Source organism: Thalassovita gelatinovora (assembly GCF_001458355.1).
Taxonomy (GTDB): Bacteria; Pseudomonadota; Alphaproteobacteria; order Rhodobacterales; family Rhodobacteraceae; genus Thalassobius; species Thalassobius gelatinovorus.
In genome coordinates this window covers 1-13367 of the sequence record NZ_CYSA01000024.1, presented here as the reverse complement: position 1 = coordinate 13367, position 13367 = coordinate 1, and the positions used below count along the sequence as shown (strand labels likewise).

Annotated in this window: 16 protein-coding genes; 10 read left to right on the top strand and 6 right to left on the bottom strand. The window is 58.6% G+C overall.

Annotated elements, in window-relative coordinates; translation table 11 throughout:
- The first annotated feature begins 86 nt into the window (after positions 1-86).
- The 6 genes from clpX to TG4357_RS12005 all read left to right on the top strand — a co-directional run bounded on the left by clpX (position 87) and on the right by TG4357_RS12005 (position 5080).
- Entirely contained in the window at positions 87-1352 is a 1266-nt protein-coding gene (gene clpX, locus TG4357_RS12030) for an ATP-dependent Clp protease ATP-binding subunit ClpX (protein WP_058263150.1), read from the top strand.
- 164 nt (positions 1353-1516) lie between these two features.
- Positions 1517-1876, top strand: a complete 360-nt coding sequence (locus tag TG4357_RS12025; RefSeq protein ID WP_058263149.1) for a RidA family protein — start codon at positions 1517-1519, stop codon at positions 1874-1876.
- 243 nt (positions 1877-2119) lie between these two features.
- Entirely contained in the window at positions 2120-3739 is a 1620-nt protein-coding gene (locus TG4357_RS12020) for a Vgb family protein (RefSeq protein ID WP_139193691.1), read from the top strand.
- Positions 3740-3853: 114 nt separating this feature from the next.
- Positions 3854-4237: an NADH:ubiquinone oxidoreductase subunit NDUFA12 gene (locus tag TG4357_RS12015; RefSeq protein ID WP_058263147.1), complete on the top strand. Its 384-nt coding sequence runs from the start codon at positions 3854-3856 to the stop codon at positions 4235-4237.
- A gap of 10 nt (positions 4238-4247) precedes the next feature.
- Positions 4248-4712 (top strand): outer membrane lipid asymmetry maintenance protein MlaD, encoded by a 465-nt coding sequence (mlaD, locus tag TG4357_RS12010; RefSeq protein ID WP_058263146.1) that lies wholly within the window; start codon positions 4248-4250, stop codon positions 4710-4712.
- Positions 4709-5080, top strand: a complete 372-nt coding sequence (locus TG4357_RS12005; RefSeq protein WP_058263145.1) for a DUF2155 domain-containing protein — start codon at positions 4709-4711, stop codon at positions 5078-5080. The genes mlaD and TG4357_RS12005 overlap by 4 nt, the downstream gene beginning before the upstream one ends.
- On the opposite strand, the gene aat is transcribed toward TG4357_RS12005, so the two are convergent.
- The 4 genes from aat to TG4357_RS11985 all read right to left on the bottom strand — a co-directional run bounded on the left by aat (position 5035) and on the right by TG4357_RS11985 (position 8296).
- The gene (aat, locus tag TG4357_RS12000; protein WP_074647215.1) at positions 5035-5685 is read right to left on the bottom strand and encodes a leucyl/phenylalanyl-tRNA--protein transferase; all 651 of its coding nucleotides are present in this window, start codon (positions 5683-5685) and stop codon (positions 5035-5037) included. The two genes, TG4357_RS12005 and aat, sit on opposite strands and share 46 nt — an antisense overlap.
- 59 nt (positions 5686-5744) lie before the next feature.
- On the bottom strand, positions 5745-7091 hold the full coding sequence (gene accC, locus TG4357_RS11995; protein ID WP_058263144.1) for an acetyl-CoA carboxylase biotin carboxylase subunit: 1347 nt from the start codon (positions 7089-7091) through the stop codon (positions 5745-5747).
- Between the two features lie 10 nt (positions 7092-7101).
- Positions 7102-7587, bottom strand: a complete 486-nt coding sequence (gene accB / locus TG4357_RS11990; RefSeq protein ID WP_058263143.1) for an acetyl-CoA carboxylase biotin carboxyl carrier protein — start codon at positions 7585-7587, stop codon at positions 7102-7104.
- A 172-nt stretch (positions 7588-7759) separates the two neighbouring features.
- Positions 7760-8296 carry a LuxR C-terminal-related transcriptional regulator gene (locus tag TG4357_RS11985; RefSeq protein ID WP_058263194.1) on the bottom strand — a complete coding sequence of 179 codons (537 nt, stop codon included), beginning with the start codon at positions 8294-8296 and terminating at the stop codon, positions 7760-7762.
- Between the two features lie 119 nt (positions 8297-8415).
- On the opposite strand from TG4357_RS11985, the gene TG4357_RS11980 reads away from it, so the two are divergent.
- The 4 genes from TG4357_RS11980 to TG4357_RS11965 all read left to right on the top strand — a co-directional run bounded on the left by TG4357_RS11980 (position 8416) and on the right by TG4357_RS11965 (position 12452).
- On the top strand, positions 8416-9576 hold the full coding sequence (locus TG4357_RS11980; RefSeq protein WP_058263142.1) for an acetyl-CoA acetyltransferase: 1161 nt from the start codon (positions 8416-8418) through the stop codon (positions 9574-9576).
- Positions 9573-11090: a class I adenylate-forming enzyme family protein gene (locus TG4357_RS11975; protein WP_058263141.1), complete on the top strand. Its 1518-nt coding sequence runs from the start codon at positions 9573-9575 to the stop codon at positions 11088-11090. The genes TG4357_RS11980 and TG4357_RS11975 overlap by 4 nt, the downstream gene beginning before the upstream one ends.
- Before the next feature lie 2 nt (positions 11091-11092).
- A complete protein-coding gene (locus TG4357_RS11970) occupies positions 11093-11893 on the top strand; it encodes a 3-hydroxybutyrate dehydrogenase (protein WP_058263140.1) in 801 nt (266 codons plus the stop codon).
- An 88-nt stretch (positions 11894-11981) separates the two neighbouring features.
- Positions 11982-12452, top strand: coding sequence for a helix-hairpin-helix domain-containing protein (locus TG4357_RS11965; RefSeq protein WP_058263139.1), 471 nt, complete (start codon positions 11982-11984; stop codon positions 12450-12452).
- Positions 12453-12512: 60 nt separating this feature from the next.
- On the opposite strand, the gene TG4357_RS11960 is transcribed toward TG4357_RS11965, so the two are convergent.
- On the bottom strand, positions 12513-12788 hold the full coding sequence (locus TG4357_RS11960; RefSeq protein WP_058263138.1) for a hypothetical protein: 276 nt from the start codon (positions 12786-12788) through the stop codon (positions 12513-12515).
- A 156-nt stretch (positions 12789-12944) separates the two neighbouring features.
- A partial coding sequence (locus TG4357_RS11955) for an AMP-binding enzyme (RefSeq protein ID WP_438695875.1) occupies positions 12945-13367 on the bottom strand: 423 nt, incomplete at its 5' end.

Sequence of the window (13367 nt, the reverse complement as noted above, 5' to 3'; positions counted from 1 at the left end):
ATGGGCCTGTCCTAAGCTGTTTGACCAAGAAGCACGGGGCGGCCCGCAGGGGCGCAAACTTCGACTCAAGGCCTGAAAGGGAAGAAATGGCGAATTCCACCGGCGGCGACAGCAAAAACACGCTCTACTGCTCTTTCTGCGGCAAGAGCCAGCACGAGGTCCGCAAGCTGATTGCCGGTCCGACCGTTTTCATCTGCGACGAATGCGTGGAACTCTGCATGGATATCATCCGTGAAGAAACCAAAAGCGCCGGGCTGAAATCGTCCGAAGGGGTGCCGACCCCGCAGGATATCTGCAATGTGCTGGATGATTATGTGATCGGTCAGGCGATGGCGAAGCGTGTGCTGTCTGTGGCAGTCCACAATCACTACAAGCGGCTGAACCACGCGCAGAAATCCGGCGATATCGAACTGTCAAAATCGAACATCCTGCTGATCGGCCCGACCGGCTGCGGCAAGACCTTGCTGGCACAGACGTTGGCGCGGATTCTCGACGTGCCGTTCACCATGGCTGACGCGACCACCCTGACCGAAGCCGGTTACGTGGGCGAAGATGTGGAAAACATCATCCTGAAACTGTTGCAGTCCAGCGAATACAATGTGGAACGGGCGCAGCGCGGCATCGTCTATATCGACGAAGTCGACAAGATTACCCGCAAGTCGGAAAATCCCTCGATCACCCGCGACGTGTCGGGAGAAGGTGTGCAGCAGGCGCTGTTGAAACTGATGGAAGGCACTGTTGCCTCGGTGCCGCCGCAGGGCGGCCGTAAGCATCCGCAGCAGGAATTTCTGCAGGTCGATACCACCAACATCCTGTTCATCTGCGGCGGTGCCTTTGCCGGTCTCGACCGGATCATCGCGCAGCGTGGCAAGGGGTCTGCGATGGGCTTCGGGGCCGACGTCAAGGATCCCGATGAACGTCGGGTCGGCGAACTGTTTCAGGAACTGGAACCCGAGGATCTGCTGAAATTCGGCCTGATTCCGGAATTTGTCGGGCGCTTGCCGGTTCTGGCAACGCTGGAAGATCTGGATGAAGAAGCACTGGTCACCATCCTGACCGAACCGAAAAACGCGCTGGTCAAACAATATCAGCGCCTGTTCGAACTGGAAGACACTCAGCTGACCTTCACCGAAGATGCGCTGCACGCGATTGCCAAACGCGCGATTCAGCGCAAAACCGGCGCGCGTGGTCTGCGGTCCATTCTGGAAGAAATTCTTCTCAATACCATGTTCGAACTGCCGGGGATGGAAAATGTCGAAGAAGTGGTGGTGAACGAAGAAGCCGTCAGCGCCGAAGCGGCACCGCTGATGATCTATTCGGACGCCAAGAAAGAAGAAGCCAGCGCCAGCTGATTACCGCTTTCTAGGCTGAAAATTTGAACTTTGAAAATGCCTGCGGATTTCGCGGGCATTTTCTTTGGCGACAAGGCCGCATTTCACCCATTGAATTCCTCCGGTTTCGCGGGAATATGCGCGTCGCATTTGCGCTTCGGCGATCAAGGTTCGGGAGATCAGACATGACCATCAAACGCATTCATTCGGGCGGCGAATTCGAAGCCAAGATCGGCTATTGCCGGGCCGTTGTGGCCGGGGGTTTCGTCCATGTGGCCGGCACTGTGGGGCAGGGCGACACGGTCGAGGACCAATGCCGCGCGGCGCTCGACACCATCGGCAAGGCGCTGGATGAGGCGGGGAGTTCCTTCGCAAATGCCGTGCGGGTGAATTATTACCTGCCGGACGCAGCAGAATTCGAACCCTGCTGGCCGATCCTGTCGCAGGTGTTCGGTGCCAATCCGCCCGTCGCCACGATGATCGAATGTGGATTGATCGATTCGAAGTACCGAATCGAAATTGAACTGACGGCTCTGGTGGGTTGAACCATCCACCGGATTGGCGCAACGCAACGCTAACTTCCGGGGTGGAAGGGCAATTTTGGGAAATGCGGTTGATCCAATTTGCACCGCCTTATTTCGTATGATGGAATTGATTTCTGCAGTATGACGCCGCGTCACAAGTATCAGCGTGAAATTCTCTCCTAATGTGAAGTGGCGGCAGCGTCTCAGCCTCAGGTTAAGTCGCTGCTGCTCGTTGCATTCACTAGGGAGGAGAGAATGATGTTAATGAATTGGACACGCCGCACTGTGTCGGCGCTGGCGTTGACGATCGGGGTCGCAATGCCAGCCTTGGCAGATGGTTATGCGGTTGATCTGTTCGTGCCGGGATCGGATTTTCATGGTGTTCACGGGTTGGGTATCGATCCGAACGGACAGCTTTACGCGGGAAGCGTGATCGGGCAATCGATTTACAACGTTGATCGCGCAACCGGCAAGGTCGGGGTGGAAATTGCCAACCCTGATGGGATGGCCGACGATATCGCCTTTGCGCCTGACGGCACGATGGCATGGACTGGATTCATCACCGGGGACATTTATGTCCGCGCCCCCGGCGGCACGGTGAAAAAACTCGCTTCGGGCCTGCCCGGGATCAATTCGCTGGCTTACCGGTCCGACGGGCGGCTGTATGCGTCGCAAGTGTTCATTGGCGATGCATTATATGAAATCGACACCAGTGGTGAAACGCCACCGCGCAAAATCATTGAAGGAATGGGCGGTCTGAACGGATTCCAGTTCGGTCCCGATGACAAGATCTACGGGCCTTTGTGGTTCAAGGGGCAGGTCGTACGCATTGATGCGGATACCGGAGACATCGAAACCGTCGCAGACGGGTTCAAGGTTCCAGCCGCCGTTAACCTGGATTCCAAGGGCAATATCTGGGTGGTTGATACCGCTTTGGGGCAATTGGTCAAAATCGATCCGGTCAGCGGCGATAAAGCCATGGTGGCGCAATTGTCGACCTCGTTGGACAATCTGGCGATTGATGACCAAGATCGCATTTTCGTGTCGAACATGGCCGATAACGGAATTCAGGAAATCGATCCAGAAACCGGGGCCGTGCGGCAGGTGGTCAAGGGCGCGCTGGCAAGCCCGGGCGGGATCGCCTTGATTGCTGATGACGATGGCAGCGAAACGTTGTATCTGGCCGATCTGTTCGCCTATCGCACCATCGACGCCGCCACCGGTGCCGTGACAGATGTCGCACGGATGCAGGCCGATCATCTGGAATACCCATTCAATGCGCGGGCCAACAAGGATCATGTGATCCTGTCCAGTTGGTTTACCAGTTCGGTTCAGGTTTTTGACCGTAAAACGGGCGAATCTCTACATATGTTCCACAACTTCGCGGCCCCGCAGGATGCGGTTGAACTGGCCGATGGCAGCTATCTCGTGGCCGAACTTGCCACTGGAAGCTTGGTCAATGTTTCGGGTGAACATGGTGACACACGCGAAGTTCTGATCGACGGTCTGGTGCTTCCAGTGGGCTTGGTTTTGAAGGATCAGGGCGTTTATGTCACCGAAGCCGGGGCAGGCACGGTATCGCGTGTGGATTTGGCCAACGGCGCTAAAACCGTGGTGGCAGAAGGGCTTGTTGGTCCCGAAGGGATCGATATCGCGCCCGACGGCACATTGATCGTGGCAGAGGCTGGCAAACAGCGGGTAATCTCGATCGACCCGGCAACTGGGGCTGTCACGGAATTGGCCGCAAGCATTGCCATGGGGGTGGTGGCCGCCAAGGGAACGCCGCCAACCTATGTGACCAGCGGTGTCGCAGTGGGTGGAAATGGCAGCATCTATGTCGTGTCCGATGTGGAAAACGCCATCTATCGGCTCACCCCGCAATAAGGTGAAACCAAATGTGGATGCCGCCCTGCGCGGGCGGCATCCTAACCGGTGCTGTAGGCTGGACCTTTGCTGCCAATTGGTTCATATCAAGGGCAATGAACTGCGGAGAGACTCATGGGCCTTCTGAACACTCTTTTTCGCGCCGTCACCTGGTGGGATGGTCAAACGCTCAACACTCAGATGTATACCGCCCGAAAAGGCGTGAAAGTGGGTGAAGACGAACAGGGCAACGTGTTCTACCAAACCCGTGACGGCAAACGCCGCTGGGTCATCTATAACGGCGAAATTGAAGCCAGCCGGATCAGCCCCGACTGGCATGGTTGGATGCATTGGACCTTCAAGGATGCGCCGACCGACCGTCCCATAGCTCATAAAACTTGGGAAAAACCGCATATGGAAAACCTGACCGGGACCGCGCAGGCCTACGCGCCGACCGGTTCGATCCGTCGCGCTGCCCCGGCAGAACGCAGCGACTACGAGGCTTGGTCGCCGGAATAAGGCAGCAGCGATGTCCAGCAATCAAACCGAAGTGGCTGTTGGCGGCATGGTTCTGGCCGTTGCAATCGGCTTTGTCGTCTATGCGGGTCAGATGACCGGCTTTACCGATCGCAGCGGCGGCTATCCGCTGAATGCGTCTTTCCGGTCGTTGGAAGGCATCACCGTGGGCACCGATGTGCGTCTTGCCGGGGTGAAAATCGGCACCGTCACCGATATCGCGCTCAACCCCCAGACCTTCCGTGCCGACACCACCTTCAGCGTCAAGGAGGGGATCGATATCCCTGATGACAGCGCCGTGGTTGTTGCCTCCGAAGGATTGCTGGGCGGGAATTTCATGGAAATTGTGCCGGGCGGATCACCGTTCAACCTGACCGCTGGCGATGAAATAGAAGATACCCAAGGGGCGGTGTCTCTGGTGTCGCTGTTGCTGAAATTCGTTTCCGGCGGCTCGAACGGTTCGGGCCCGACAGAATGATCCGGTTCCTGTCCGTTCTCGCCTTGCTGGCCACCATGGCGGGTCCCAGCTTGGCCGAAGAGGTCAGTCTGGGACAAGGCGCAACGCTACGCGGCTTGGACAAGGTCAACGGCGAAACCACCGATATCGTTCTGGAAAACGGCGGATCGGCGCATTACGGTCGGCTGACAGTGGTGTTGGGGGAATGCCGTTACCCGGTTGGCAACCCGGCCGGCGACGCCTATGCGTTCCTGACGATCCGCGAAGATGGGAGCGATACACCGGTCTTCCAAGGCTGGATGATGGCATCAGCACCGGCGCTACACGCCTTGGACAATGCCCGCTACGACGTTTGGGTGTTGCGCTGCAACACTTCTGAAGCGGATTGAGGCAATTGCGGTGCGGTGAAATCCGCAGCTCCCAGCAACGCCTTTTCCAACCGCCTGTGATAGTCCGCCCGTGGTATTTCGATCGCTCCCAATGACGCCAGATGCGGCGTGATGAACTGGGTGTCGAACAGGACGAACCCGGCCAGTTTCAACCGGTCCACCAGATAGGCAAGCGCGATCTTCGACGCATCGGTGCGGCGCGAAAACATGCTTTCGCCGAAAAATGCCCGCCCCAGCGTGACGCCGTAAACCCCACCGACCAATTCACCACCCATCCAGACTTCCAATGAATGGGCGCGGCCCAGCCGGTGCAGTTGCAGGTACAGATCATGGATCACATCGCTGATCCAGGTTTCTTCGCGGTCGGCGCAGCCGCGCAACACGCCTTCGAAATCGGCATTGACCGACACGCCGTAATCGTCCCGCCGTAGGCGCCGGGCCAATGATCGTGAAATGTGGAACCGGTCCAGCGGGAAGACGCCGCGCAATTTGGGGTCGACCCAGAATATATCTGGATCATCCCGGCCTTCGGACATCGGAAAAACCCCCGACGCATAGGCGTGCAGTAGCAATTGCGGGGTCAGAAAGGGATCGTCATCCTTCACCGGGAACGCATCCTGTTCGAATGGGATCGGCGGGCGTCAGCGGCCCGCCGCAAGGGGCCTTAGCCCATATTGGTTTCCAACCAATGTTCCAGCCAATGGATATTGTAATTGCCGGAATGGATATCTTCTTCCTGCAACAGCGCGTGGAACAGCGGCAAAGTGGTGTCGACACCGTCAACGATCAATTCACCCAAAGCACGGTTCAACCGGCTCAGCGCCTCGGCCCGGTTGCGGCCATGCACGATCAGCTTGCCGATCAGGCTGTCGTAATAAGGCGGGATCGAATACCCGTCATACAGCGCCGAATCCATCCGCACGCCCAGTCCGCCGGGGGCGTGGAACGCAGTGATCTTGCCTGGACAGGGGGAAAAATTCGGCAGCTTCTCGGCATTGATCCGCACTTCGATCGAATGACCGTTGATTTCCAGATCATCCTGGCTGAACGACATCGGCAAGCCTTCGGCCACCCGGATCTGTTCGCGCACCAAGTCGACGCCGAAAATGCTTTCGGTGACCGGATGTTCCACCTGCAAACGGGTGTTCATTTCGATGAAATAGAATTCGCCGTTTTCATACAGGAATTCGATCGTGCCGGCACCGATATAGTTGATCTTGGCCACCGCATCGGCGCAGACCTTGCCGATCCGGGCGCGTTCTTCGGGGCTGATACTGGGGCCGGGGGCTTCTTCGAAAACCTTCTGGTGCCGACGCTGAAGCGAACAGTCGCGTTCACCCAAGTGTACTGCTTTGCCCTTGCCATCGCCGAAAACCTGAATTTCGATATGACGCGGCGTGGTCAGGTATTTTTCGATATAGACTTCGTCATTGCCAAAGGCGGCCTTGCCCTCGGCCCGCGCGGTCATGAAGGCGCTTTCCATGTCGGCGGCGGTCTGCGCCACTTTCATGCCGCGCCCGCCACCGCCAGCGGTGGCCTTGATGATCACCGGATAGCCGATTTCTGCGCCGATCCGCTGAGCGTCTTCCAGCGTCGCAACCCCACCATCCGATCCGGGCACACAGGGCACGCCCAACGCCTTCATCGTGTCCTTGGCGGTGATCTTGTCGCCCATGACACGGATATGTTCCGCCGTGGGCCCGATGAACGTCACGCCGTGATCTTCGACGATCTGCACGAAATTGGCGTTTTCCGACAGGAAACCGTAACCGGGATGGATGGCTTGCGCCCCGGTGATTTCACACGCCGCGATGATCGCCGGGATCGACAGATAGCTCTGCATGCTCGACGGCGGACCGATACAGACCGCTTCGTCGGCCATGCGCACATGCATCGCATCGGCATCGGCGGTGGAATGCACCGCGACCGAATGAATGCCCATTTCCTGACAGGCCCGGATCACGCGCAGCGCGATTTCGCCCCGGTTGGCAATAAGGATTTTTTCGAACATTGCCTGCGCCTTATTCGATGATGACCAGAGGGGCACCAAATTCCACTGCCGCGCCGTCTTCGACCAGAATGCGCTTGACGGTCCCGGCCTTGGGCGCGGGAATGTGGTTCATGGTTTTCATCGCTTCGATGATCAGCAGGGTGTCGCCTTCGCTGACCTGACTGCCGACCTTGATGAAGCTCGGGGCACCCGGTTCGGGCTGCAAATAGACCGAACCGACCATCGGCGATGTGACCGCGCCGGGATGGTTGGCGGGATCTTCCGACGCGGCGGCGGCTTCGGCAACGGGGGCCGGGGCGGCGGCCAAGGGGGCTGCCGCTGTTGCTGGTGCGGCGACCTGTGCCACGACTTGGCTGGCGCGGCTGACCCGGACGTTCAGGCTGTCATTGTCGCCATATTCGCGCATCACCTCAAGTTCGGTCAATTCATTTGCCCGCAACAATTCTGCCAGGGCCTGAATGAAGGCCACATCGGAGTCATGGTTTTTCTTTGTCATATAATCCTCGACCGGTTTTGATTGGGCTGCTTATTGGTTTGGCCCGGTTCCCCATTGGGCCGTCTTATATGCTATCCTTTACGGAGCGGAAAGCGCCCTTGTCGTCGTAAAAATGGGGCTTTTTGCGAAAAATACGAGGGGAAAAATGCAACGGGCGCCTCATTGAGCGGAATCACATCGGCATGCCCGACAGTTTCGCCACCAGTTCGGCCAGCTTTCGCGCCTGGAATTTTTCCAACAGACGGGCGCGATAGACTTCGACAGTGCGATAGGACAATTTCAGTTCCAGCCCGATTTCCTTGCTGGTCATGCCTCGGCAGGTCAGCATTGCAACTTCGCGTTCGCGTTGGGTCAGCGCCACGATGGGGCGTTCGTCCGACAGGTCGGAAAACGACCAGATGCCGCGCTGGAACGGATCATCCGGGGTCAGTGATTGCCCTCGCACCCGGCACCAGAACAATTGCCCCGAGCGACGCTTCATGATCCGTTCGTCGGAATAGCGCCCGGTTCCCCGCATCGCCGCCAAACCGCGTGCGCCGATGGTTTCGTAATCTTCTGGACTGGCATAGAATTCCGACAAGGGCGCGTTGTCAAAGCTGTCGGCCTGCCCTTGGAAAATTTCGGCGAAATGCCGGTTGCAACCGCGAATAATGCGGTTTTCCAACATGCACAGCCCCACAGGGGCGTATTCAAAGCCAAGATCGTTTATGTCCATAGCGCCACCATATGCCGTGAAACCTGCGTCTTGGAAAGGGCCGCGTATTACTACCAATTGATCGGACGCCACACCGGTGATTTGCTGCGGCCGAGGAAAATGGGAGAAAAATCATGGTTTGCATTGCAGGATGGGGTCACACCAAATTTGGCCGTCTGAGCGACCAGTCGCTGGAAGATCTGATTGTCGAGGCCGGGCGCCAGGCGCTAGCCAATGCCGGGATCGCGGGTGCGGATGTCGATGGCATGTGGCTGGGTCATTTCAACGCCGGTATGGTCGATGACGGCTTCGCTTCGTCCTTGATGCTGAGCATCGATCCGGGGTTGCAGTTCAAACCGGCAACCCGTTTGGAAAATGCCTGCGCCTCTGGATCGGCGGCGGTGCATGCGGCGCGGCAGGCAATCTTGGCCGGGGACTGCAAGGTGGCGCTGGTCGTGGGGGTTGAAAAGATGACCCACCTGCCCGGGGCTGATGTCACTGCAGCACTTGGCCGGGCATCCTATCAGAAGGAAGAAGCCGGCATTTCTTTCCCCGGTATTTTCGCGCAATTCGCCCAAGCCTATTTCAACGAATTCGGCGATCATTCCATGGCATTGGCGAAAATCGCCGCCAAGAACCACGGCAATTCGGTGAACAACCCGCTGGCGCAGCTGCAAAAACCACTGGATCTGGATTTTTGCGCCACCGAAAGCGACCGCAACCCGATGATCGCGGCCCCGCTGAAGAAAACCGATTGTTCGCTGGTTTCCGACGGCGCGGCGGCGGTGGTTCTGGTGGCCGAAGACATGCTAAGCGATTTCGCCAAAGCGGTGCGGTTCCGGTCCGTGGCGCATGTCAACGATCTGCTGCCCCTGTCGGCGCGTAAATTGACAGATTTTGAAGGTCCGGCACGGGCGATGGCATTGGCCTATCAACGGGCGGGGATCAGCGTCGACAATCTCGACGTGGCCGAGGTGCATGATTGTTTCACCATTGCCGAACTGCTGATCTACGAAGCCATGGGACTGGCCCCCAAAGGACAGGGCGCGTCGGTGCTGGAAGATGGCAGCGTTTATGCCGGTGGCCGTCTGCCGGTGAACCTGTCCGGTGGATTGAAGGCCAAGGGCCACCCGGTCGGCGCGACCGGCGTGTCAATGCACGCGATGATCATGCGACAATTGACCGGTCAGGCCGACGCGATGCAGCAGCCCGGTGCGGAACTGGGATTGGTGTTCAACATGGGCGGGTCCGGCGTGGCGTCGCATGTGTCGATCCTTGAGTCGGTGAAATCATGAATATCGGGTGTTGGCTGGAACGCATTGCGCAGATACACCCGCAACGCCCCGCGCTGCACCTGGGCCGCGATTGCGTGGCCGATTACGCCACATTTCACCGCAAGTCGCTGCAAGTGGCGGCTTGGCTGCACGGGAAGGGCATCGAACCCGGTGACAGGGTGGCGTTGTTCCTGAAAAACTGCCCCGATTATCTGATCGCACATTATGGCGCTTGGTATGCCGGGGCCGCAGTGGTGCCGATCAATGCCAAACTGCACGGACGCGAAGCCGCGTGGATCATCGAAAATTCAGGCGCCAAGCTCAGTTTCACCTCACCCGGCCTGACCGACGCCTTGCAACAGGCCGGGGCGGCGGGGGACATAATCGACATTGCCTCGCCTGCCTATGCCGGGATTTTTCAAACCGATTCTGCGGTGTCCCCGGTGCCGCGCGATCCGACCGATCTGGCGTGGTTGTTTTATACCTCGGGCACAACCGGACGGCCCAAGGGGGTGATCATCAATCACCGGATGCTAATGACCATGTCGCTCAGCTATCTGGCCGATACCGATCAGGTCCGCTCTGACGATACCATCCTTTACGCCGCCCCGATGAGCCACGGCGCGGGCATCTATAACATGGTGCATGTGCTGATGGGGGCGCGTCATGTCTGTCCACCCTCTGGCGGGTTCGAGGAGGCCGAAATTTTCGATCTCGCCCGCCATCACCGCAATGTGCATATGTTCGCCGCCCCCACAATGGTCAAACGGATGACCCAGATCGCCAAGGCGACCGGCGAAACCGGCGAAGGGCTGCGGTCGATCATCTATGCCGGCGGCCCGATGTATCAGGCCGATATCATCGAAGCGGTCGATCACTTCGGTCCGATCTTCGTACAGATTTACGGACAGGGTGAAGCGCCGATGGGCATCACCGCTCTGTCGCGCCATGACGTCGCCGACCGGAGCCATATACGTTGGCAGGAGAGGCTGAAATCGGTCGGTCGGGCGCAATCGGCGGTCGAAATCAGGATCGGGGACGAACACGGTTGCGAACTGCCGCACGGGCAAGCGGGGGAAATCATGGTCCGGTCCGATATCGTGATGCCGGGCTATTGGCAGAACCCGGAAGCGACCGATAAAACGATCCGTGACGGGTGGCTGCTGACCGGCGATGTCGGGTTCATGGACGAAGACGGCTATGTCACCATGCAAGACCGGTCCAAGGACATGATCATTTCGGGCGGCACCAATATCTATCCGCGCGAAGTGGAAGAGGCGCTGTTGACCCACCCCACCGTGGCCGAGGTCAGCGTCGTCGGACGCCCCGACGCCGAATGGGGCGAAGTCGTGGTCGCCTTCGTGGTGATGGCGACAGGGGCAGAGATGGATCAGGCCGCGCTGGACGCGCATTGCTTGGATCAGATCGCGCGGTTCAAACGGCCCAAGGCTTATTTCACGCTTAATGAACTACCCAAAAACAACTACGGCAAGGTTCTGAAAACCGAACTGCGCAAACGTCTGGAGGAGATGTGACAATGGATCTAACCGGTAAAACCGCCCTGATCACCGGATCGGTACAGGGGATCGGTCTGGCGATCGCGGAAAGCCTGGCCGAAGCGGGAGCGCGGATCGCGGTGCATGGCATCGCGGGCGATGCGCAAATTCACGACGTTTGCGAACATCTGCGCGCCAAGGGATCGCCGCAGGCGGAATTTTTCCGTGGCGATCTGCGGCAGCCGGATCAGATCGACGATATGATGGACGCGGTCGAAGCCTGGGGCGGGGTCGATATCCTGGTCAATAATGCCGGCATTCAGCACACTGCGCCACTGGCCGACATGCCGCGCGAAACCTGGGATGCGATCTTGCAGATCAACCTCAGCGCGGCCTTTGCGACCATGCAAAAGGCGCTGCCACGCATGGCCGAACGCGGCTATGGCCGGGTGATCAACATTGCCAGCGTGCACGGTCTGGTCGCCAGCAAGGACAAAGCGCCTTATGTGGCCGCCAAATTCGGGTTGGTCGGGCTCAGCCGGGTGGCGGCGCTGGAATATGCCGCCGCAGGGACCAAGGCGCAGGGCGGGGTCACGGTGAACTGCATCTGTCCGGGCTGGACCGAAACCGCCATCATCGGCCCGCAGGTCGATGCTCGCGCCGCCGCCCATGGCGGTGATCGCGATGCCGGGATTGCCGATCTGTTGTCGGAAAAACAGCCCTCTCTGCGCACCTCTGATCCGTCCGAAATCGGCGCGCTGGCGCTGTGGCTCTGTGCCCCGATTGCGCATAACGTGACCGGCACCGCGATTCCCATCGATGGCGGCTGGACCGCGCAGTGACGGGCTGGTCGTGAAAATGTATATACATTGTATGTGCCTGTGATGTAGGTTGCTGTCAAATTTCTTGAACCCTGAAGGACAGGTAAAAATGACAGAAATATCCAACGTCAAAGGGGTGGGGCCGGCGATCACCGATCAACTGACCGCGCTGGGGATCAAAACGGCGACCGATCTGGCAAAGGCTGATCCGGTCGATTTGACCACCATTCCGCGGGTTGGGCCCGCGCGCGCCTTGATGCTGATTGCTGCGGCGCGCGAAGTGGCCGATGTTTTGCCGGCCCCCGCATCACCGGTTGTGGCAGACCCTGTGCCGGTGACAGAACCCGTTCCGGCGCAGGTGGCCCCGGCCAAGACGGACAAACCAAAGAGAGCCAAAAAGAAAGGCTCGAAATCGTCTGCAAAGACCGAAGCCAAATCATCCAAAAAGGCGGGCAAGCCGAAAAAGGCCAAAGCCAAAGACGCCAAAAAGGCCGAAAAATCCAAGACGTCGGGCAAAAAGACTTCGAAGACCAAGCCGAAGAAAAAAGACGGCAAGAAATCCAAGAAAAAGGGCAAGTGACCGTCCGCTTGTCGCGAACGGTCCGATTGCACCGGTCCGATTAAACGAGCGTGTCTGCCGTCAGTTACAGCGCCGTACGTCGTAACGGCCATCTGCTCTGGCATAAGCGCATTCATTGGTCTTTTGATTGACCGCCACTTGCGACCCTGCGGCTGCCCCGGCAAGGGCGGCAACCACGGTCCAGTTGCGGTTCGCATTGAACACATCCGCTGTCGCAATCCCTAGGGCGGCACCGCTCAACCCGCCCACGACCATGCTTTCCTGACGGGTCATTCCGTAGCAGCCAGGCAGGGCCAATAGGGACGCAGTAAGACCGCCGATGATCAGATGTTTCATGATTTTCCCTCTCGTGGATGGTGAATAATTGTTGCTCACCACAAGAGTGTAACACTAATTTCGCAACCTTTCTTGATCCTGCGCAAATACAGAAATGAAAAAACCGGCCCGAAGGCCGGTCTTTCCTCAGATATCAGCGCCTTCAGATTTCAGACATCAGGCCTTATTCATCCGGTTTTCGATCAGGTCTTCGACGACGGACGGGTCGGCGAGGGTCGATGTGTCGCCGAGGCTGCCATAGTCGTTTTCGGCGATTTTGCGCAGGATCCGGCGCATGATCTTGCCGGACCGGGTTTTCGGCAGGCCGGGAGCCCACTGGATCAGGTCGGGGCTGGCGATCGGACCGATTTCGGTGCGGACCCAGGCGCGCAATTCCTTGTAGAGCGCCTCGGTGGGTTCGACCCCGTTCATCAAGGTGACATAGCAATAGATGCCCTGGCCCTTGATGTCATGCGGATAGCCCACCACCGCGGCTTCGGCCACTTGCGGATGCGCCACCAGCGCCGATTCCACTTCCGCCGTGCCCATCCGGTGGCCCGACACGTTGATCACGTCATCGACCCGGCCGGTGATCCAGTA

What these genes read in the sequence shown, in the direction of transcription:
- TG4357_RS11960 (WP_058263138.1), bottom strand. Translation starts at nt 12,788, where the DNA reads ATGAAACATCTGATCATCGGCGGTCTTACTGCGTCCCTATTGGCCCTG.
- accC (WP_058263144.1), bottom strand. Translation starts at nt 7,091, where the DNA reads ATGTTCGAAAAAATCCTTATTGCCAACCGGGGCGAAATCGCGCTGCGC.
- clpX (WP_058263150.1), top strand. Translation starts at nt 87, where the DNA reads ATGGCGAATTCCACCGGCGGCGACAGCAAAAACACGCTCTACTGCTCT.
- mlaD (WP_058263146.1), top strand. Translation starts at nt 4,248, where the DNA reads ATGTCCAGCAATCAAACCGAAGTGGCTGTTGGCGGCATGGTTCTGGCC.
- TG4357_RS11975 (WP_058263141.1), top strand. Translation starts at nt 9,573, where the DNA reads ATGAATATCGGGTGTTGGCTGGAACGCATTGCGCAGATACACCCGCAA.
- TG4357_RS12015 (WP_058263147.1), top strand. Translation starts at nt 3,854, where the DNA reads ATGGGCCTTCTGAACACTCTTTTTCGCGCCGTCACCTGGTGGGATGGT.
- TG4357_RS12025 (WP_058263149.1), top strand. Translation starts at nt 1,517, where the DNA reads ATGACCATCAAACGCATTCATTCGGGCGGCGAATTCGAAGCCAAGATC.
- accB (WP_058263143.1), bottom strand. Translation starts at nt 7,587, where the DNA reads ATGACAAAGAAAAACCATGACTCCGATGTGGCCTTCATTCAGGCCCTG.
- TG4357_RS12005 (WP_058263145.1), top strand. Translation starts at nt 4,709, where the DNA reads ATGATCCGGTTCCTGTCCGTTCTCGCCTTGCTGGCCACCATGGCGGGT.
- TG4357_RS11970 (WP_058263140.1), top strand. Translation starts at nt 11,093, where the DNA reads ATGGATCTAACCGGTAAAACCGCCCTGATCACCGGATCGGTACAGGGG.
- TG4357_RS12020 (WP_139193691.1), top strand. Translation starts at nt 2,120, where the DNA reads ATGAATTGGACACGCCGCACTGTGTCGGCGCTGGCGTTGACGATCGGG.
- TG4357_RS11980 (WP_058263142.1), top strand. Translation starts at nt 8,416, where the DNA reads ATGGTTTGCATTGCAGGATGGGGTCACACCAAATTTGGCCGTCTGAGC.
- TG4357_RS11965 (WP_058263139.1), top strand. Translation starts at nt 11,982, where the DNA reads ATGACAGAAATATCCAACGTCAAAGGGGTGGGGCCGGCGATCACCGAT.